This window comes from Burkholderia pulmonis (assembly GCF_984667975.1).
Genome location: NZ_OZ480187.1, coordinates 2,852,647 through 2,872,407, shown reverse-complemented (window position 1 = coordinate 2,872,407; position 19,761 = coordinate 2,852,647). Strand labels below are relative to the sequence as shown.

Here is a 19,761-nt window from a genome sequence, read left to right as displayed (position 1 = left end):
GACCTTTGAAGCCGTCCCGCCTGCCTGCCCCGATCCTTCGTGATCCTTTCCAGTTTTCCCGCCTCCGACTTCCGATTCCCGCGTTCCACGTAGTCGTCGTTCCGCGATTCGATCAATCACAATCTTTCGTTTTAGTTACGACTCGGGCGATTAATTTCGCCAAATAGAAAGGCATTCGTCAGGAATGCAGAGCGCGATGCGCGTTCACGTTGCGGGTAGGCGACACGTTAAAAATTAACTAAAAATACGAATCATTCTCGTTTATTATTTCGCCGCATTACGAACCATGACGCGATGTCACGGCTCGTTCATGCCGGCCGCGCCGGCCGGCATCCATCCGTGTCGGCCATCCGCCGCCCGGCATGCGCAACGGGCGATCCTCCGCGCGCGTCATCTCCTTCACGGAAAAGGCTTCACCCGCCGATTCGCCGCGTGATTCGCGCATCGGCCGGTGGCATTTCCGTTCGCCGAATTTCTTCACCACCTCTACGTTCACGATGAAACTCAACAAGAGCGCCTGCCATGCGCTTCTGATCGCCTCGTCGCTGGCCGGCGCCCGCACTTCGCTGGCGCAGGCGAGCGATCCCGCCGGGACCCTGCCCGCGATTTCCGTCAACGCGGCTGCCGAGCATGCGTCGTACGACGGCGGGCACTCGCGCGCGGCGACCAAGACCGACATGTCGCTGATGGACGTGCCGCAGACGGTGAACGTCGTCCCGCACGCGGTGATCGAGGATCAGAACGCGACGTCGATGCAGGACGCGTTGCGCAACGTGCCGGGTGTCGGCTTCTCGGTCGGCGACGGCCAGCGCGACCAGATCACGATCCGCGGTTTCAACAGCATCACGGACCAGTACGTCGACGGCATTCGCGACGATGCGCTTTACTACCGCGACCTGTCGAACGTCGATCGCATCGAGGTGCTGAAGGGGCCGGCGGCCGTGCTGTACGGGCGCGGTTCGGCGGGCGGTATCGTGAATCGCGTGCTGAAGCGGCCGCTGGCGACCCCGGTGAACGATGTGGGCGTGACGCTCGGCACGCGCGGCGAGCGGCGCGGCGAATTCGATCTCGGCTGGAACGCGAACGATGCGGCGCGCTTTCGCATCACCGGCGCGGCCGAGAACTCGAACAGCTTCCGCGACCAGTTCCAGCTCAACCGCCAGGCGATCGCGCCGTCCGCGCAGTTCAAGATCGACCGCGACACGGTGCTGAACGTCGAATTCGACTACCTGCACGACCGCCGCACGTCCGACCAGGGCCTGCCCGCGTATCTCGGCCGGCCGGTCGGCGTGCCGATCAACACGTACTACGGCCCGGCCGACGGGGGGAACAGTTCGTATAACGACATTTCCGCGAAGAGCGCGACGGTGTCGCTCGATCACCGCTTCAACGATTCGCTGTCGTTCCACGGCGCGATCCGCGCGTACGACTTCTCGCTCGAACGCAAGAATTACGTGACGTACGAGCCGATCAAGACCGCCGCGCACCCGGTCGTGACGCTCGACCAGTCGACGCGCCAGCGCACCGACCACGGCATCGACGGCCTGTTCGAACTGACGCAGAAGACGTCGCTGTTCGGCATGCGCCACGAACTGCTGTACGGGCTCGAACTGTCGCAGCAGCAGAAGTTCGACACGATCTACAGCGTGTCGAAGGTCGCGACCTACGATCTCTTCAATCCGCAGCCGGTGATGCTGCCCGGCGTGCCGATCGGGTCGCGGGCGAAGACGAACGCGTCGACCGTCGTCGGCCTCGCGGGCGTCTATGCGCAGGACCTGATCTCGCTGACCGAACACTGGAAGGTGCTCGCGGGCCTGCGCTTCGACTACCTGAACCAGATCCGCCACGACTACACGTCGTCGAACGTCAATCTCGACCGTACCGATCACGCGTGGAGCCCGCGCGTCGGCCTGATCTACGAACCGCTCGACTGGCTGACGCTGTACGGTTCGTTCAGCCAGTCGTTCTCGCCGCTCGCCGATACGCTGATCAGTTCCGGCGCGTTCTCGAACGGCGCCGCGCTCGCGCCGCAGAAGACCACCGCGTATGAAGTCGGCTCGCGCTTCGATCTCGGCGGCAAGGCGACGGCCAGCGTCGCGCTGTTCGACATGCGCCAGACCAACCAGCAGATCGGCGATCCGGCGAACCCCGGCTATGCGCTGCCGATCGGCACGCAGCACGTGCGCGGGATGGAGCTCGGCTTCACCGGCGAGATCGCGCCGAAGTGGTCGGTTTATGGCGGTTACGCGTACATGAACGGGACGGTCGACGGCTCCGCGCAATCGACGGCGGCCGGCCTCGCGGTGTCGAGCAACACGCCGGGGCTGATGCCGCGCCACAGCGCGAGCCTGTGGCTCAAGCGCGAGCTGCCGTACGGGTTCTACGCGGCGGCCGGCATGCAGTTCCAGTCGGCGCGCTATACGTCGGCGAGCGATCTCGTCACGCTGCCGTCGTTCACCGTGTTCAACCTGGGAGCCGGCTATCGCAGCAAGAAGGTCGACGTGACGCTCACGCTCGACAACCTGTTCGATCGCCGCTACTTCATCGCCGCGCACGGCAATGCCGATCTGTACAACATGCCCGGCGATCCGCGCACGCTGACCGCCACGGTGAAGTGGCATATGTGACCGTCCTGGACCCTGCCTGACGGGGCAGGGCATCGTACGCCGGACCGGATCTGCCGGCGCGCCGGCCAACGGCTGCCGGAGCGAAACGCGGCTCACGCAGGCGGGTCGGGAATACCGGTGCATTGCTGTGGCCTGTCTGCGTATCGGGCATGTGAAACCGCGGACATTGCCGCGATGCGTCATGTGAACGGCGACTTCGTTTGTTCTTGCGCCGATGGCGCATCTGCGTGCGCCGTTCACTCGTACTTGCCGTTTACGTTCCGTTCCACATGAGGCTGTCGATGACTGCCGTTCCTGGTCTGACGTCCCGATCGCCGTACCAGGCGCCTTCTGCGATGCTATATTCCGGCAGACAGCCACGCTGCGGTGAAACATTCCGCTTCTCATGCATGGACGAACCCATCGGCAATGCAGCGCACCCGAATCCGGCCGAATCTGCTCGCGATGCCGACCTGGCGCGTCGCGAGCAGTTGAACGGCCTGATGTCGCGGACAGCCGTCGGAGACCAGGCCGCATTCGCCGAACTGTACAAGTTGAGCGCGTCTCGCGTGTACGGTGTCATCGTGCGGATGGTGCGTGACCGTGGCGAAGCCGAGGATCTGTTGCAGGAGGTCTTCACGGCCGTATGGCGTCGGGCAGATCAATACAATCCGGCACGCGGCGGTGCGATGACGTGGATGCTCACGCTTGCGCGCAACCGCACGATTGACCGGATACGTCAGCATCGCGAGGCAACGTTCGATGACGACGACCCCTTGGCCGATATTCCCGACGACCAGCCGACGCCCGCGGCGCTCGCCGAAGCGAGCGAAGAGCGCGCCCGTCTCGAGCATTGCCTGCAGCGGCTCGATGCGCAGCACCGGGGCGTCGTGCGCGAGGCATTTTTCAGCGGCGCAACCTACGGCGAGCTTGCCGAGCGACTGCGCGTGCCGCTCGGCACGATGAAGAGCTGGATCAGGCGTAGCCTGATCCAGCTCAGGAACTGCCTCGAACAATGAACACACCGGCCGACGATCCCGATCTGCGCGGCGCGGAATATGCGCTGGGCGTCCTCGATGCCGACGCGCGCATCGCGCTGGAGGTGGCCGCGCAAACCGATCCCGCACTGCAGGAGGCAATCGAGCGTTGGGCGCGCCGTCTGGCGCCCCTCGCCGACGACCTGCCGCCGGTGGAGCCGCCCGCGCGGGTCTGGACGCGCCTGTGCCACGACCTCGGCTTTCTGCCGCGAGCCGCGCCCGCGCGCGGCTGGTGGGACAACGTCGCGTTGTGGCGCTGGATCGGTCTCGGCGCGAGCGCCGCCGCGCTGGCGCTGATCGCCGTCAATCTCGTCTGGTTGCGGCAACCCGCACCGCCTGCCGCGACGATCGCCGCGGCGCCATCGTATATGGTCGCGACGATCGCCCGCCAGGACGGTGTCGCGCACTGGACCGCGACCGTCGACCTGCGCCGCGCACGCATGATCGTCGTACCGGCGGTACGGCCGACCGTACCTGCCGATCGTGCGACCGAGTTGTGGCTGATTCTGCCGAACGCGAAACCGGTCCCGCTCGGCGTATTCCCGTCAGACGCACCCGCCACCCTGCCGCTGCCGCCGCAGCTCGTTGCACGCTTCGACGCGAAGGCCGTGCTCGCCGTGTCGGTCGAGCCGCCTGGCGGCTCGCCCACGGGACAGCCCACCGGCCCCGTCGTCGCAACGGGGGCGATGCATCCGGCAACCTGATCCGTCCGGACAGGCCGCCCTGCCGGTCAGGCTCCCGGCGCACGTGCGGTGCCGGGCGGCGAGCGGCTGTGCACCCGGGCGCGATACGTCGGTGTCGTGAAGGGTGTCGCCGGTTGCGCTCATGCCGCACGCACCCATCGAAAATCCTGCATCCGTTTCGTCCGCTGCTCCGTATGTCATATCGACATCCGCTACGGAGCCCGTATGCCGCTTGTTCCCGCCGTTGCCGTCGCATGCACCGGACTGATCGCCGTGTTCGTCGTCGTCTGGCTCGTGCAACTGCGTACGCGAAATGCCGGCATCGTCGATGCGGCATGGGCAGCCTCGCTCGGGGCCGTCGCGTTGCTGGCGGCGGCGGCCGGTACCGGTCACGCGGCCGGCCGCGCGTTCGTCGCGCTCGGCGGCGGTGTCTGGGGCCTGCGCCTCGGGTATCACCTGTGGCGCCGGACGCGAGGCCAGCCCGAGGACCCGCGCTACCGTGCGCTGCGCGATGCATGGGGCTCGGCGGCGCCCGGGCGCATGCTCGCGTTCTTCATGCTGCAGGCTGCTGTCTCGATGGCGCTGTCGATCGCGTTCTTCGTGCCGGCCTATCGGCCCGACACGCCGACAATCGCGGCGTGTGCGGCGGCAGTCGTGATCTGGCTGGCCGCGGTGGCCGGCGAGGCGGCAGCGGATCGCCAGTTGCGGCGCTTTCGCTCCGACCCGGCCACGCGGGGCGATGTCTGCGACACGGGTTGGTGGCGCTACTCGCGCCATCCGAATTACTTCTTTGAATGCCTGCACTGGTGCGCGTACGCGGCTTGGTCGATCGGCGGAGCGTGGGGGGGCGCGACGCTCGTGCCGCCGCTGCTGATGGGCTGGCTGTTGATGCGCGTGTCGGGTATCCCGGCGCTTGAAGCGCACCTGTTGCGGAGCCGTCCCGGTTATCGCGATTACATGCGCCGGACCAGCCGGCTGATTCCGTGGCTGCCGCGGTCGCTTCCGCCCGGGCCCGGCCCACGCTCCGAGGAGACCCCGCCATGACTGCCGTCACGACCCGCCCGCCCGTTGTGCCGCATGCCGCCGCGCCCGACGGTTTTGCAATCCGCTGTGCCGAGCGCGGCTGGGTGCCCGATGCGCTGTTGCGCGTTGCGATGCGCGCGCTGCTGCGGCAGCGCCTGCGCGACGAACACGCCGGTGACGGGGCATGCCGCGCCGACGCATTCGAGGCGTTGCTTGCCGAGCTGCGCGCGAGCCCGATCGCGATCGATACGCAAGCCGCCAACGCGCAGCACTACGCGTTGCCGGCTGCGTTCTTCGACGCGCATCTGGGGCCGCGCGTGAAGTATTCCTGTGGCTATTACGCGCGCGGCGACGAGACGCTCGCGCAAGCCGAGGAGGCGATGCTCGAGTTGTACGCCGAGCGCGCGGGGCTATCGGACGGTCAGCGCGTTCTCGATCTCGGCTGCGGCTGGGGTTCGCTGTCGCTCTGGATTGCCGAGCGTTTTCCGCGCACGGAGGTCGTCGGCCTGTCCAACTCGCCCATGCAGCGCGCGTTCATCGAGCAGTGCGCCGCGCAGCGGGAGGTGACAAATTTGCGGGTCGTCACCGGGAACATCGTCGATTTCGAGTTTGCGCCGGACGACACCGGATTTGATCGCGTGCTGTCCGTCGAGATGTTCGAGCACATGAAGCACTATGGCCTGCTGCTGGAGAAGATCGCGCGCTGGCTACGCGATGATGGCCGGCTGTTCGTGCATCTGTTCGCGCACCGGCTGCTCGCCTATCACTTCACGGTACGCGACGGCAGCGACTGGATGTCCCGCCACTTCTTCACGGGCGGCACGATGCCGTCGGCGGATCTGCTGCTGCGTTTCCAGGACGATCTGCGCGTGACGCGCCAGTGGTGGCTCGACGGCACGCACTATGCGCGCACGGCAAATCAGTGGCTCGCGTCGCTCGATGCCGCGCGCGAACGGGTCGTGCCGATCCTTGCCGAGGCCTACGGCGGCGATGCGCGGCTGTGGTTCCAGCGCTGGCGAATGTTCTACATGGCAGTCGCCGAACTGTTCGGCTATGCGTCAGGACAGGAGTGGGGGGTTGCCCACTACCTGTTCGACAAGCGGCCGGCCCGCATCCGGGAGGCGTAGGGCGCACCGGGCAGGCGCATGCCTGCATCCGTGCGCGACTTTCGTTCGTATCGTGGTTGACGGGCGCGACAGGCGCTCACCGACGCACGGAGACCGAGACCCATGAGCCCCGTTCAGGCTGCTTCTGCCCCATTGGCGCCCGGCCGGCGCGTCGCGGTCGTCGGCGCAGGCATCGCCGGCCTTGCCAGTGCGTACCTGCTCGCGCGCAGGCACGCCGTCACGTTGTTCGAGGCCGGCGACTATCTCGGCGGCCACGCGCACACCGTCGACGTCGAACTCGAAGGCACGCGCCACCCGGTCGATACGGGATTCCTGGTGTTCAACGACCGTACCTACCCCAACCTGGTGGCGCTGTTCGACGAGCTCGGCGTGCGCGCGCATGCGAGCGACATGTCGTTCTCGGTGTCGGTCGACGACGGCCGGCTCGAATGGGCGGGCACCAACCTCAACACCGTGTTCGCGCAGCGGCGCAACCTCTTTTCGCCGACGTTCATCGGCATGCTGCGCGATATCGTGCGCTTCAACGCATCGGCCCAGGGGCATCTGGAAGATGCGAGCCGCCAGCGGCTGTCGGTCGGCGAACTGCTCGTCCTGGGCAGATACGGCATGCGATTTCAGCATCATTACTTGCTGCCGATGGCCGCGGCGATCTGGTCGAGCGCCGCACGCGACATCCTGCGCTTCCCGGCCGCCACCTTCCTGCGCTTCTGCCTGAATCACGCGCTGCTGCAAGTGAACCGGCGGCCGCAATGGAGAACGGTCGACGGTGGCGCCCGCCGCTACGTCGAGCGCATCGCCGCGACGCTGACTGACGTACGCGTGCGCACGCCGGTGCGCGAAGTGCGGCGTGATGCGCAGGGTGTCACCGTGGCGACAGACACGGCAGGCACCGAACGTTTCGATGCCGTCGTATTGGCATGTCACGCGCCAACAAGCCTGCGGTTGCTGGCGGACCCGGACCCGGCGGAGCGCGACGTGCTCGGTGCGGTCCGTTACCAGCGCAACGTCGCGCTGCTGCACGCGGATCCCGCACTGTTGCCGCGTCGCCGCCGCGTCTGGTCGGCCTGGAACTACCTCAGTCGGGGCGGCGATGCGGCCTGCACGGGGGCGCGGCCGGTTTGTGTCAGCTACTTGCTGAACCAGCTCCAGCCGCTGCCGTTCCGCATGCCCGTCGTGGTCACGCTGAACCCGGATGTGCAGCCCGCCACGCATGCGCTGCTTGGCCGCTACGAGTATGACCATCCGTTGCTGGATCTGGCCACGGTCGATGCGCAGCAGCGTTTGCCTGACCTGCAGGGGCGGCGCGGCACCTGGTTCGCGGGTGCCTGGACCGGTTACGGTTTTCATGAGGACGGCCTGAAATCCGCGCTGCGCGTCGCGCACGCATTCGGCGTCGCACCGGCATGGGCGCGGCCATGATCGCGCGCGCCGAAGCGGGCCGGCTGCTGGTCGGATTCGTGACGCACGAGCGGCTGCGGCCCGTGCGTCACGCATTCCGCTATCCGTTGCTGCAGATAGCATGCGACGTCGGGCGGCTCGATGCGTTGGCGTGCGCGTGGTTCGGCATCGACCGCTGGCGCCCGCTTGGCCTCGCATCGCGCGACTACGGCCCGTGCGACGGCAGCGCGCTCGAACCGTGGATGCGCGCGCGGCTCGCCGATGCCGGCATTCCGGCCGATGGTGCGATCTGGCTGCAGACAATTCCGCGCGTGTTCGGCTACGCGTTCAACCCGGTCAGCTTCTGGTACTGCCACGACCGCATCGGCCGGCTGCGCGCCGTGTACGTGGACGTGCGCAACACATTTGGCGCACGTCATGGCTACTTGTTGAGCGGGCCGGATCATGCACCGATCGGTGTCGACACGGTTCTGGTTTGCCGCAAGGCGTTTCACGTTTCGCCGTTTTGTACGGTTGAAGGCGGATATGCATTTCGCGTCGCGCGGGGCGGCGATCGCTGGCGCGTGGCGGTCGACTATCTGGACTGCGATGGTTTGCTGCTGCGCACGGCGATCTCGATGCGCGAACGGCCGCTCACCGGTGCGCATACCTGGCGGGCTTTCGCATGCGGGGCATTCGACGCGGTGGGCGTGACGTTGCGGATCCACTGGCAGGCACTGCGTCTCGCGCTCAAGCGCGTGCCGTTCCACGGCCGCATGCCGCCTGGACGGTCGTCGCCGGCCGATCCCGTTGCGGCGCCGGATGCGGCTCCCGATCCCGACCACGCCGATGCGCCTGCGTCGGCATCCCGTCCCAAGGTCCGTCCATGAATCTGCTGCATGCTCGCTCCGCTTCGCATCCGGCGCTGCCGCTCGCTGCTCGTCTGTTCATCGCGCTGTTACAGCGCCTCGCCAACGGGCATCTGATATTGACGACACCGGAAGGGATGCAGCTGGTGTTTGGCGATCCGCTTGCGCGACCCGCCGCGACGCTGAGAATCCTTGACTGGCGTGCGTGCCGCGCGATCCTTCGTGCGGGCGATATCGGATTCGCCGACGCCTATCGTGCGGGCTGGGTCGACTCGCCAGACATCGTCGAACTGGTCCGGCTCGCGCTGCGCAACCAGGATGCGCTTGCCGTGTCGGTCACCGGCGGACCGCTTGCGCGTCTCTGGTACATGCTGCGCCACCGGCTGCGCGCGAACTCGCGCGCGGGCAGTCGGCGCAACATCCACGCACACTACGACATCGGCAACGACTTTTACGCGCTGTGGCTCGACCCGACCTGGACCTATTCGAGCGCATGTTTCGACGGCGACGTCGCGCGTTCGCTGGCGGACGCGCAGGCCGCGAAGTATCGGCGCATCGTCGACACGCTCGGGCTGCGTGCCGGGATGCGCGTGCTCGAGATCGGCTGCGGATGGGGCGGATTCGCGGAACATGCGGCTCAGCTCGGCATTCACGTCGACGCGCTGACGATTTCCGATGAGCAGCATGCGTTCGCGGCTGCGCGGATCGTCCGAGCCGGGCTCGAAAGCCGCGCGTCGGTGCTTCTGCGCGACTACCGCGACGCGGCCGGCCAATACGATGCCGTCGTGTCGATCGAGATGTTCGAGGCGGTTGGCGAGGCGTTCTGGCCGGTCTATTTCGGCACGCTGAAGCGCTGTCTGAAGCCGGGTGCGCGGGCGCTGGTGCAGTCGATCACGATCGACGATGCGCGTTTCGATGCGTACCGCGCGTCGAGCGACTTCATCCGCGAGGCGATTTTCCCGGGTGGTATGTTGCCGAGCCCCGAGCGTCTGGTGCAGGCGGCGCGACGCGCGTCGCTCGCGGCCGAGCCGGTGTTCGCCTTTGGCCGCGACTATGCGCGCACGCTGCGTGCGTGGAGCGACGCGTTCGAAGCGCATCTCGATGCGGTGCGCGCGCTCGGCTTCGACGATGTGTTCATCCGGACCTGGCGGCTCTACTTCGCTTATTGTGAAGCCGCGTTCGAGGAAGGGCGGACCGACGTGATGCACTTCGTCGTTACCGGGAGTCGCTGACATGCGGCATCGGCAGGCCGGGAGCCGGTGGGCGCAGTTCGTCGTCGCATTGCTTGCGGCGACCCGTGCGGCGGCCGGTTGCGTCGACGACATTGCACCGGCACACACGGTCGGCGCGGGCACGTTCTGCATGCTCGGCTTCTGCCTGTACGACGCGCGGCTGATCGCCATGGCGGCGCCCGTGTCGTTCGACGTACCGTTCGCGCTCGAACTGACCTATCGACGTGCCATCCACGGCGAGCGACTGGTGAATGCAGGCATGGACGAGATCGAACGGCTCGCCGAGCCACGGCTGCCTGCCGCCACGCGTACCGCGTGGCGAACGGACATGGAACGTGCGTTCGGCGACGTCGTCTCCGGCGACGTGCTGTGCGGTGCCTACTTGCCTGCATACGGCGCGCGCTTTTATGCGAACGGCCGATTGACTGCGGATATCGCCGATCCCGCATTCGCACGCGCATTCTTCGGCATCTGGCTCGATTCGCGTACGCGTGCGTCATCGTTGCGCCGGCAACTTCTCGGGGGCACGGGGAGGCACTGATGGGGGGCTCGCGGCGGGCCGCAGGAATGGCGCTGGACTTGCTGGGCGCGCAGGTCGGCTGGTTTGCGTGCGTGCTCGGCGCGGCGCACGGGCGCGGATGGGCAGGCGTGCTATGCACGGCCGGCCTGGTCGTGTTGCATGTGTGGCGCGTGGCGGCCCGCATGCGAGCCGCGCTGTTGATTGCGGTGGTCGCGTTGGCTGGCTGGATGTGGGAAGCCGTGCCGATCGCGACCGGCTCATTGCGTTACCCAAATGGCATCCTCATCGCGGGCACCGCTCCTTACTGGCTTGCCGCGATGTGGGCGTTGTTCGCGACGCAGCTCGACGGACCGCTACGCTGGCTGCGCGGCCGCGATTGGGCCGCGGCGCTGCTTGGCTCGATCGGTGGCCCGCTTTCGTTTCATGCGGGAGCTGCTCTCGGCGCGGTGCAGTTCGTCGAGCCTGACCGCGCCAACATGCTGCTTGCATGTGGCTGGGCCATCCTGCTGCCAGCGGCGGTGCGATTCTCCGCGCGGCTCGATCACTTGCTCTGACGGTGCTGCACGAGGCGTAACCGCGGGTCGTGCGTCGACACGGTGGGTGATGGTGCGCGCGTTTCGCGAAGCGTCGAGCGAGTCGAGGGCGTTGTGACACCTGAAATGCGAAGCCGCCGAGCCATAGCCGACGATTGCGCCGTTACTCGACGTCCTCGTCGTCCTCCGCGTCGGCGTCATCCACGTCGCCGTCCGGCGCCGCATACGCGCTCGCCTGTTCGAGCAGCCACCCGCGAAACGATTCCAGCGGCTTGCTGTGGCTGAGTTCCGTCGGATACACGAGGTAGTACGCCGAATCGCCGACGGTGGCCGCGTCGCACGGCACCACCAGCCCGAGCTGCTGCAACTGCTCCTCGACGAAGAACTTCGGCACGAGCGCGATGCCGAGCCCGGCCGCGGCCGCGCTGATCAGCATCGTATGCAGTTCGTAGCGCACACCCTGCATCGTGCGGATGTCCTCGACGCCGTGCGTCTCGAACCACTGCGCCCACGCGCCGGGGCGCGTCGTCGAGTGCAGCAGCGGATACGCAAGCAGATCCTCGACGCGCTCGACAGGCCCGTCGAGCAGCGCGGGCGAGCAGATCGGCACGACTTCCTCGCCGAACAGGTAGTCGGACGACGTGCCGGGCCAGGTCGGCTTGCCGTAGTGGATCGCGGCTTCGAAGTGCGTGTCCTCGAACGAGAACAGGTCGGTGCGGCTGCCCATGTTCACGCGCACGTCGGGCGTACGGTCGTAGAAGCTCTTGATGCGCGGGATCAGCCAGTGCGACGCGAAAGTCGGCAGCACCGCGAGCTCCAGGTAACCGCCGCCGCTGCCGTGCGCGATGATCGACAGCGTGTCGCGGTCGAGCGTTTCCAGCGCGCGCCGCACCTGCGTGCCGTACAGCTTGCCGGCGCGCGTCAGCACGACGCGCTGCTTCACGCGGGCGAACAGCCGCACGCCGAGGCTCGCCTCGAGCGTCGCGATCTGGCGCGATACCGCGCTTTCGGTCAGGAACAGCTCCTTGGCCGCGTGCGTGAAGCTCTCGTGGCGGGCGGCGGCTTCGAAAGCCACGAGCGCGCCCATGTTGGGGATCTTGAATTTACGCATGATGCTCTATTTGTCTGACGAACGGACCCGCGCCGAGTGGGGCGGAAGGCGGGCGAGGAGCGGCCAATAATTCCAAAAACTCATCACATATCAATTTAATCTCGCTTTACGCCCGGCTGCAACCCTTTGAATAATGCTCCCCACGCAAGGTCAGGCGCCCGTGGGGCAGCCGGCCGACGAGTTGCCGGCACGTTTGCCGGCGGTCCCCCGAGACGAGAATCCTGATGCGCAATCCGAATATCGAGAGCTTGCTGACGAAGCTGCTGGGACAGGCGAAGACCGACGCCCTGTTCTCGACCCTGAACATGCCGGCCATCCTCGAAGAATGGGAAGACGGCGTCGTGACGCGCGCGGAAATCGCGCAGGCGATGAACATGACGTTGTTCGAAGGGCTGCTCGATCGTTCGGCGAACGGCCGCGCGTATACGGCCGAAGCCATCGAAAGCGGCGGCTCGGTGTACTTCGACCACGGCGCGCTGCGCACGGTGCGCTGGCCGGACACGGGCGCGCTGCCGCCGGGTGAAGCCGCGTTCACGCGTATCCTGCGTCCGCTCGGCTTCCGCCTGAACGGCCGTTATCCGCTCGACAAGCTCGGCATGACGGGCCGCGCGTATGCGCATGAAGACGCGCCGGACGAAATCGCGCAGTTCTTTGTCAGCGAACTGCATCCGGAGCGCTTCTCGAAGGAATTCCAGCAGGCCGTGACGAACGTCGTCAGCTCGTCGCGCGATCCGCTGTCGCCGGCGGCCGTCGCGCTGCTGTGGGAAGTCGAGCGCGAAGGCTGGCTGTCGCTGGACGCCGCGCACGCGCTGCTGCCGGAAATCGTCGGCGCGTTCGCGCGCCAGCACGACCTGCCGAACGAGCTGGACTACGAAACGCTGCTGATGGAATCGGCGGAAATGGCGTGGATCTCGACCGAAGGCAATGCGTTCAACCACGCGACCGATCGTGTCGCCGACGTGTTCAAGCTGTCCGACGACGAGAAGGCGAAGGGCCGGCCGATGAAGCCGGAAGTCGAGCGCTCGCGCTCGGGCCGCGTGTTCCAGACCGCGTATCGTGCGGATACCGTCGAGCGCGAGTTCCGCACGCGCGACGGCGGCACGGTGAAGCGCAACGTGCCCGGTTCGTTCTACGAGTTCATCACGCGCAAGCGCACGTTCGATCAGGGCGCGCGCCGCTGGGTGACCGACCTGCGTTTCGATGCGGGCAATGCGCAGGGCATCTTCAAGATGACCGCGAACGCGGCGAAGTAACGAACGGAAGGCGGCGCGCGACGTGCGTCGCCGAAGCAGGGATCAGCCGATCGGGCAGGACGTGCATGCGTCCTGCCCGATTTGCGTTTGGCGGCCGAGAGGCCGCGATACCGCGGAACGCGCAGGCGTTCGGGCGCCAGCGGCCGATTGCCGTGTCGCGGTCGATTGTGTCGTCGGGAGGATGAGGGTGCCGCGAAGGCGGCGCGCGCGCGCCGGGCGCCGCGCCGTCAGAAGATGTGCGTGATCAGGTAGAACAGCACCAGCAGCCCGGCCGGCACGCCGAGCAGCCAGGCGATCAGGTATTTGCCCATGTCGTGCTCCTGGTGGCCGCGACGCCGGGGCGCCGCGGCGGGTGAAGTGGCCGGATGCGTTACAGCTCGCGATCGAATTCCTTCAGCTGCTTCTCGGCCGCGTCGCGGGCGATCCCGTAACGCTCCTGGATCTTCCCGGCCAGATAGTCGCGATTGCCTTCCGCGACCGCGAGATCGTCGTCGGTCAGCTTGCCCCACTTGGCCTTCAGCTTGCCGGTGAGCTGCTTCCACTGGCCCTTGATCTTGTCTTCGTTCATCGTGTGCTCCTTCGTCGTCACGGGAAAACTGCGGGAGTAAGCGCGCGGCAGCGGCCGCGCGGGAGGTCAGGCCTTCGCCTTCAGGCCGGATGCGTCGACGTGCTTCACGCCCTTCACGGCGCGCGACACGGCGATCGCCTTCTTCACGGCGATCTTCGTCGGCAGCACGCCGGTGAGCGTGACGACGCCGTCGACCGTTTTCACGCTGACGTCGGTGCTCTTCACGCCGTCGGTGGTCGCGAGTTCACCCTTCACCTTGGTCGTGATCCACGTGTCGGTGACGGGCTGGTTCGAATGGACCTGCGTGCCGTTGTCGGCCGATGCGTCCTGCGCCACCGCGTTCGTGAGCGGTGCGGCGCCGAGCATGAATGCCGCGCTGACGGCGAGCAGCGTCGAAAGATGCGGGGTCTTCTTCATGGATGAGTTCTCCTTCGATTGGCGAGTTGAATGGGTAAATGCGAACGGCGTCGTCCGTCACCGGACGATCGGCGTGTCGTAGCCGGGTTCGCGCGGCGGCATGTCCGGGCGCGGCATGTCGGGCGGCAGCGGCACCGGCGGATCGGTGCCGGGCGGCGGCTCGGGCGGACTGTCCGGATGCGGTTCGGGCCGCGTCGGATCGGGTGTCTGATGCAGCTTCATCGTGCTTCTCCTCTGCGGTTGGGAAGGCAGCGCATGAGCGCCGATGCAGTACCAGCGTACCGGTGCGAACGCGAGCGGACATCGCGCAAATTCACCTGATCGGCTAGTGCGTTTGCACCGGGGGCAGGAATGGCGGCGGGAAGCGCCCGTTGCGCGCGGCGCGCGGAATGCGGGCCACGCGGATGCTTCCGGGCTCGGCGGGATCCCGCACGATGGCGGGCGGCGTGCGAATGTACTATGGCGGATAGTGCATTCGTGCCTGTCGTGCGCCCGGGCGGCAAGCGATCATCGCCACACGCGCCGGCCGGCGCGTGTCGATGACGACGCGCGCCGGGCCGGCGGCCAAGTTGACCACGCGGAAAACCATTCGATGAACGAACAAGTAAACGAACAGGCGCTGAAGTCGCATACCGACCGGCGGCAGCTGCACCAGATCATCGCAGGGCTCACCGAGGGCGTGATCCTGGTCGAGCCCGACCAGCGGATCGTCTGGGCGAACGAAGCCGCGCTCGCGATGCATGGCGTGACGGAACTGAAGGCGCTCGGCGCGGACGTCACCGAATACCGCGAGCGGTTCCGGCTGCGCTACCGGAACAACCATCCGGTGCGCGACGGCCACTACCCGATGGATCGCGTGATCGCCGGCGAGGAATTCAGCGACGTGACGGTCGAGGTCGAATCGGCCGCCGACGAGACGTTGAGCTGGGTCCACCGCATCCGCAGCCTCGTGCTGACGAACGCGGCCGGCGAACCCGACTGCCTCGCGCTGGTGCTGCACGATGCAACCGAATGGGCGAGCGCCGAGGAGCGTTTCGAGCGCACCTTCAACGCGAACCCGGCGCCGGCCGTGATCTGCCGGCTCGACGACTTGCGCTACGTGAAGGTCAACCAGGGCTTTCTCGACATGACGGGCCATACGCGCGACGACGTGCTCGGCCGCTCGGTGTACGAGGTCGACGTGCTCGACCAGGCCGAGCGACGCGAGCTCGCGATCGAGCGGCTCGGCGAAGGCGCGACGATCCCGCAGATGGAAGCCGTGCTGAAGCTCGCGGACGGCAGCACGAAGGCGGTGGTCGTTGCCGGACAGCCGATCGACATGAACGACGAGGCGTGCATGCTGTTCACGTTCATGGATCTCGAGCCGCGCAAGCAGGCCGAGCGCGCGTTGCGGCAGAGCGAAGAACGCTTTGCGACGGCCTTCCGGATGGCGCCGGTCCCGACCGCGATCGTCACGGCCGACCGCTTCGAGCTGCTCGACGTGAACGGCGCATTCGCCGCGATGACGGGCCACGCGCAGGACGATCTGCTCGGCAAGTCGGCGGACGAGATCGGGCTGTGGGCCGAACGCGGCGCATGGTCGCGCATCGAAGGCCGGCTCGCGCGCGACGGCGTCGTGCGTAACGCGGACGTGCAGATCCGCACGCGCGAAGGCGATGTGCGCGATTGCGTCGTGTCGGCCGATCCCGTCGCGATTCACGGGCGCGATTGCCTGCTCGTCGCGCTGCTCGACATCAGCGACCGCAAGCGTACCGAGATGGAGCTCGTCTATGCGATCGAGACGGCGATGCAGGATGCGTCGTGGTTCAGCCGCACGCTGATCGAGAAACTCGCGAACGTGCGTCGCGCGAACGCGCCGGACGCGGGCGCGCAGCTGTCCGACCTGACCGCGCGCGAGCGCGACGTGTTCGACCTGCTGTGCCACGGCCTGGCCGACAAGGAGATTGCCGGCCGCCTCGGGCTCGCACCGAACACCGTGCGCAATCACGTCGCGACGATCTACGCGAAGCTCGACGTGCACAGCCGCGGCGAGGCGATCGTGTGGGCGCGCGAACGCGGCATCGTCGGCGCGGCCGAAGCGAACGGCGCGCGCGGCGACAAGGGCGGCGCGAAGGGCAAGGACTGAGCGCGGCGGGACGGGCCGTCGGTACGAATGCACCATGCCCGCTGGTGCATCCGCATCTGCCGCCCGCGACGCTCGCTTGCGATCCTGTCCACTCGGCGGTGCGGCGCAGGCCGCTGCATTGCCGGCTCTCCCCAACCATCGCAGGAGACGACCATGGACAGGAATCGCATCGAAGGCAAGCTCAAACAGGTCAAGGGTTCGGTCAAGGAAGCACTCGGCAAGGTGACGGGCGACCGCAAGACGGAAGCGGAAGGCCTGGCAGAACAGCAGGCCGGCAAGATCCAGGAGCAGGCCGGCGAGGCAGCCGATGCGGTGCGCAAGCATACGGGCACCGATCGTCACTGACTGACGATGCGGCGCCCGCCCAGGGCGTCGCGAAGACCGGCCAGCCTGATGTGGCGACGATGATGCGCGATCGGCATGACCACGACCGGCCTTTACCCAAGGGCGACACCGCCGTTCCCCACTGAAGCACTCCATCCGGGGCCCACCGTTGCGCGGGCCCCCGGTCGGCCGCGAACGCGGAACTTGATGACAAATCCTCACTACATAGTTCCGATATTTCGTTTGCTGCACGGGTATTGGCTACCCACAATCCATTCACCTCTTTCGCGATGACAGGTTCTTCGGAGACGGAACCGCGGTGATCGTCCGGCCGGGTGGGCGCGTTGCATGGCGCTCTGGCACGGAAAGGCATCACCGGCGTGCAGGAGGGCGTCGGCGCGCGGCCATCGCGCGTTGCGTCACGACCCACAGAAGAAGGATTGCCATGACGTTCCGCATTCGTTCGCTTTCCGGCGTCGCACTGACCGCCGCGATCCTCGCGCTCCAGACGGGCGCGGCCCACGCGCAGGAAACGATCGTCAAGGTCGGCGTGGCCGGCCCGCTGACGGGCGGCGGCGCCGCCTACGGCAAGGATATCGAGAACGGCGTGCGCATGGCGGTCGACGAAGCGAATGCGGCGCACACGACGGTCGGCGGCAAGCCCGTGAAATTCGTCGTCGCGTCGCAGGACGACCAGAGCGATCCGCGCGTCGGCGTGCAGGCCGCGCAGCAGCTTGCCGACGCGCAGGTGGCCGTCGTGATCGGCCACTTCAATTCGGGCACGACGCTGCCCGCGTCGAAGATCTACGCGAAGGCCGGCATTCCGATGATCACGCCGTCGGCGACCAATCCCGACATCACGCGCGCCGGGCTCGGCACCGTGTACCGCGTGATCGCGACCGACACGCAGAACGCGGGCAACGCCGGTGCGTATGCGGCGAGCGTGACGAAGGCGAAGCGCATCGCGATCATCGACGACCGCACCGCGTTCGGCCAGGGCGAAGCCGACGAATTCGAAAAGTCCGTGAAGGCGAACGGCGGCACGATCGTCGCGCGCGAATTCACGAACGACAAGGCCGTCGACTTCAGCGCGCAGCTCACGAAGATCAAGAGCACCAACGCCGATCTCGTGTTCTTCGGCGGCCTCGACGCGCAGGCCGCGATGCTCGTGAAACGCATGCGCCAGCTCGGCATCCGCGCGCAGTTCCTCGCGGGCGGCGGCGTGATGAACGCGAACTTCATCAAGCTGGCCGGCAATGCGGCGGAAGGCGCGTCCGTGTGGGAATACGGTCAGCCGCTGTCGCGGCTCGCGAAGGGCAAGCAGTTCGAAACGAAATTCAAGCAGAAGTACGGCGTCGACATGCTCGCGTATGCGCCGTTCGCGTACGACGCGACGTGGATCGCGATCAATGCGATGCAGAAGGCGAACTCGACGAAGCCAGCCGATTTCAACGGCGCGCTGAAGGGCACGCGCTACGACGGCATCACCGGCACGATCGCGTTCACGAACACGGGCGACCTGAAGAACCCGAGCTCGACGCTGTATGAAGTGAAGAACGCCGCGTGGCAGCCCGTCACGACGAAATCGGCGGACTGAACGCAACCTGCGTGCGCGGACTTTCGCGGCGATGCCGGACGTGCTGAAATAGCCGAAGCGATCGCCCGGGAAGCCTGCCCACGCGACGCCGCGCGCGACGCGGCACGAACAACCCACGGGCGCGGCCGGCAGGCTGCGCCTTTTACGTGCAACCGGAGTCAGTCGTGAGTTCTCAAGTCGTCATCGTCGGCGGTGGTGTGATCGGCAGCTCGATCGCTTATTTCCTGCGCGCCACCGATCCCACGGTCGCCGTGACCGTCATCGAACGCGACCCCACCTATGCGAGATCGTCGTCGGCGCTGTCGGCCGCGTCGATTCGCCAGCAGTTCTCGACGCCGCTGTCGATCGAGATGTCGCTGTTCGGCATCGACTTCCTGCGCTCGATCGGCGAGCGGCTCGAAGTGGACGGCAACCGGCCGTCGATCGATCTGCACGAAGGCGGTTACCTGTTCCTCGCGACGCCGGCCGGCGATGCGACGCTGCGCGAGAATCATGCGCTGCAGACGCGCCTCGGCGCCGATATCCGGCTGATGGACGGCGATGCGCTGCGCGCGAAGTTTCCGTGGCTGAACGTCGACGATCTCGTGTCGGGTGCGTACGGTGTGAGCGGCGAAGGCTGGTTCGACGGCTACGGGCTCGTGCAGGCGCTGCGCAAGAAGGCGCAGGCGCTCGGCGCGCGCTACGTGCCGGCCGACGTGAAGGACGTGGTGCGCGACGGCAGCAGGATCACACACGTCGTGACGGGCGACGGCGAGCGTTACGCATGCGACACGCTCGTCAACGCGGCCGGCGCCTGGACGCGCACGCTGTCGTCGATGATGGGCATCGACATTCCGGTGTTTGCGCGGCGCCGCAGCATCTTCAACGTGTCGTCGCCGGCGAAGCTCGCCGATTGCCCGCTGCTGATCGACCCGACCGGCGTGTACTTCCGGCCGGAGGGGCGCACGTATATCTGCGGCACGTCGCCGAGCCCGGATCGCGACCCGGACGACCTGCCGCTCGACGAGGTCGATCACGATCTGTTCGACGAGGTGATCTGGCCGACGCTCGCGAATCGCGTACCGGAATTCGAGGCGCTGCGCGTCGAGAATTGCTGGTCCGGCTACTACGAGTACAACGTGTTCGACCACAACGCGATCATCGGTTACCACCCCGAACTCGACAACGTCGTGTTCGCGAACGGCTACAGCGGCCACGGGCTGCAGCAGGGGCCGGCAACCGGGCGTGGCGTCAGTGAACTCATCCTGGGCGGGCGTTACGACACGCTCGACCTGTCGTCGCTCGGCTGGGCGCGAGTGCTGGAAAACCGGCCGATCGTCGAAAAGAACGTCGTGTAGCGCGGCGTGACCGCCCGGAAGT

At 67.1% G+C, this 19,761-nt stretch carries 20 protein-coding genes; 15 read left to right on the top strand and 5 right to left on the bottom strand.

Features of this window, described 5'->3' with window-relative positions:
* Nucleotides 1-277: 277 nt before the first annotated feature.
* Nucleotides 278-508: a hypothetical protein gene (locus AC5LXK_RS29625; RefSeq protein ID WP_493392194.1), complete on the bottom strand. Its 231-nt coding sequence runs from the start codon at nt 506-508 to the stop codon at nt 278-280.
* Between AC5LXK_RS29625 and AC5LXK_RS29620 the strand changes: the two genes are divergently transcribed.
* The 10 genes from AC5LXK_RS29620 to AC5LXK_RS29575 all read left to right on the top strand — a co-directional run bounded on the left by AC5LXK_RS29620 (nt 498) and on the right by AC5LXK_RS29575 (nt 11,028).
* On the top strand, nt 498-2,627 hold the full coding sequence (locus tag AC5LXK_RS29620; RefSeq protein ID WP_493392193.1) for a TonB-dependent receptor: 2,130 nt from the start codon (nt 498-500) through the stop codon (nt 2,625-2,627). The two genes, AC5LXK_RS29625 and AC5LXK_RS29620, sit on opposite strands and share 11 nt — an antisense overlap.
* Before the next feature lie 389 nt (nt 2,628-3,016).
* Complete coding sequence (locus AC5LXK_RS29615; protein ID WP_493392192.1) at nt 3,017-3,625, top strand: sigma-70 family RNA polymerase sigma factor; 609 nt, start codon at nt 3,017-3,019, stop codon at nt 3,623-3,625.
* The gene (locus AC5LXK_RS29610; RefSeq protein WP_493392191.1) at nt 3,622-4,347 is read left to right on the top strand and encodes an anti-sigma factor; all 726 of its coding nucleotides are present in this window, start codon (nt 3,622-3,624) and stop codon (nt 4,345-4,347) included. The genes AC5LXK_RS29615 and AC5LXK_RS29610 overlap by 4 nt, the downstream gene beginning before the upstream one ends.
* 204 nt (nt 4,348-4,551) lie before the next feature.
* Nucleotides 4,552-5,370, top strand: coding sequence for a DUF1295 domain-containing protein (locus AC5LXK_RS29605; RefSeq protein WP_493394081.1), 819 nt, complete (start codon nt 4,552-4,554; stop codon nt 5,368-5,370).
* Complete coding sequence (locus AC5LXK_RS29600; RefSeq protein ID WP_493392190.1) at nt 5,367-6,476, top strand: SAM-dependent methyltransferase; 1,110 nt, start codon at nt 5,367-5,369, stop codon at nt 6,474-6,476. The genes AC5LXK_RS29605 and AC5LXK_RS29600 overlap by 4 nt, the downstream gene beginning before the upstream one ends.
* Nucleotides 6,477-6,578: 102 nt before the next feature.
* Complete coding sequence (locus AC5LXK_RS29595) at nt 6,579-7,895, top strand: NAD(P)/FAD-dependent oxidoreductase (RefSeq protein ID WP_493392189.1); 1,317 nt, start codon at nt 6,579-6,581, stop codon at nt 7,893-7,895.
* A complete protein-coding gene (locus AC5LXK_RS29590; RefSeq protein WP_493392188.1) occupies nt 7,880-8,743 on the top strand; it encodes a DUF1365 domain-containing protein in 864 nt (287 codons plus the stop codon). The genes AC5LXK_RS29595 and AC5LXK_RS29590 overlap by 16 nt, the downstream gene beginning before the upstream one ends.
* Nucleotides 8,740-9,954: a class I SAM-dependent methyltransferase gene (locus AC5LXK_RS29585; RefSeq protein ID WP_493392187.1), complete on the top strand. Its 1,215-nt coding sequence runs from the start codon at nt 8,740-8,742 to the stop codon at nt 9,952-9,954. The genes AC5LXK_RS29590 and AC5LXK_RS29585 overlap by 4 nt, the downstream gene beginning before the upstream one ends.
* Before the next feature lies 1 nt (nt 9,955).
* Nucleotides 9,956-10,495 (top strand): chalcone isomerase family protein, encoded by a 540-nt coding sequence (locus AC5LXK_RS29580; protein WP_493392186.1) that lies wholly within the window; start codon nt 9,956-9,958, stop codon nt 10,493-10,495.
* Between the two features lie 26 nt (nt 10,496-10,521).
* Nucleotides 10,522-11,028: a DUF2878 domain-containing protein gene (locus tag AC5LXK_RS29575; protein ID WP_493392185.1), complete on the top strand. Its 507-nt coding sequence runs from the start codon at nt 10,522-10,524 to the stop codon at nt 11,026-11,028.
* Between the two features lie 142 nt (nt 11,029-11,170).
* On the opposite strand, the gene AC5LXK_RS29570 is transcribed toward AC5LXK_RS29575, so the two are convergent.
* Entirely contained in the window at nt 11,171-12,118 is a 948-nt protein-coding gene (locus AC5LXK_RS29570; RefSeq protein WP_493392184.1) for a LysR family transcriptional regulator, read from the bottom strand.
* 224 nt (nt 12,119-12,342) lie between these two features.
* Here AC5LXK_RS29570 and AC5LXK_RS29565 point away from each other — a divergent pair, with 224 nt between their 5' ends.
* A complete protein-coding gene (locus AC5LXK_RS29565; RefSeq protein WP_493392183.1) occupies nt 12,343-13,371 on the top strand; it encodes a DUF1338 domain-containing protein in 1,029 nt (342 codons plus the stop codon).
* 370 nt (nt 13,372-13,741) lie between these two features.
* On the opposite strand, the gene AC5LXK_RS29560 is transcribed toward AC5LXK_RS29565, so the two are convergent.
* The 3 genes from AC5LXK_RS29560 to AC5LXK_RS29550 form a co-directional block, all read right to left on the bottom strand.
* A complete protein-coding gene (locus tag AC5LXK_RS29560; protein ID WP_048251752.1) occupies nt 13,742-13,939 on the bottom strand; it encodes a CsbD family protein in 198 nt (65 codons plus the stop codon).
* A gap of 66 nt (nt 13,940-14,005) precedes the next feature.
* On the bottom strand, nt 14,006-14,356 hold the full coding sequence (locus AC5LXK_RS29555; RefSeq protein WP_493392182.1) for a BON domain-containing protein: 351 nt from the start codon (nt 14,354-14,356) through the stop codon (nt 14,006-14,008).
* Nucleotides 14,357-14,413: 57 nt separating this feature from the next.
* Nucleotides 14,414-14,578 (bottom strand): hypothetical protein, encoded by a 165-nt coding sequence (locus AC5LXK_RS29550; RefSeq protein WP_493392181.1) that lies wholly within the window; start codon nt 14,576-14,578, stop codon nt 14,414-14,416.
* 370 nt (nt 14,579-14,948) lie between these two features.
* On the opposite strand from AC5LXK_RS29550, the gene AC5LXK_RS29545 reads away from it, so the two are divergent.
* From AC5LXK_RS29545 to AC5LXK_RS29530, 4 genes are all read left to right on the top strand, one after another.
* Nucleotides 14,949-16,481 carry a PAS domain S-box protein gene (locus AC5LXK_RS29545; protein WP_493392180.1) on the top strand — a complete coding sequence of 511 codons (1,533 nt, stop codon included), beginning with the start codon at nt 14,949-14,951 and terminating at the stop codon, nt 16,479-16,481.
* A gap of 153 nt (nt 16,482-16,634) precedes the next feature.
* Entirely contained in the window at nt 16,635-16,826 is a 192-nt protein-coding gene (locus AC5LXK_RS29540) for a CsbD family protein (protein ID WP_493392179.1), read from the top strand.
* 424 nt (nt 16,827-17,250) lie between these two features.
* Nucleotides 17,251-18,402 carry a branched-chain amino acid ABC transporter substrate-binding protein gene (locus AC5LXK_RS29535; RefSeq protein ID WP_493392178.1) on the top strand — a complete coding sequence of 384 codons (1,152 nt, stop codon included), beginning with the start codon at nt 17,251-17,253 and terminating at the stop codon, nt 18,400-18,402.
* 164 nt (nt 18,403-18,566) lie between these two features.
* Entirely contained in the window at nt 18,567-19,739 is a 1,173-nt protein-coding gene (locus AC5LXK_RS29530) for an NAD(P)/FAD-dependent oxidoreductase (RefSeq protein ID WP_493392177.1), read from the top strand.
* The last annotated feature ends 22 nt before the right edge of the window (nt 19,740-19,761 follow it).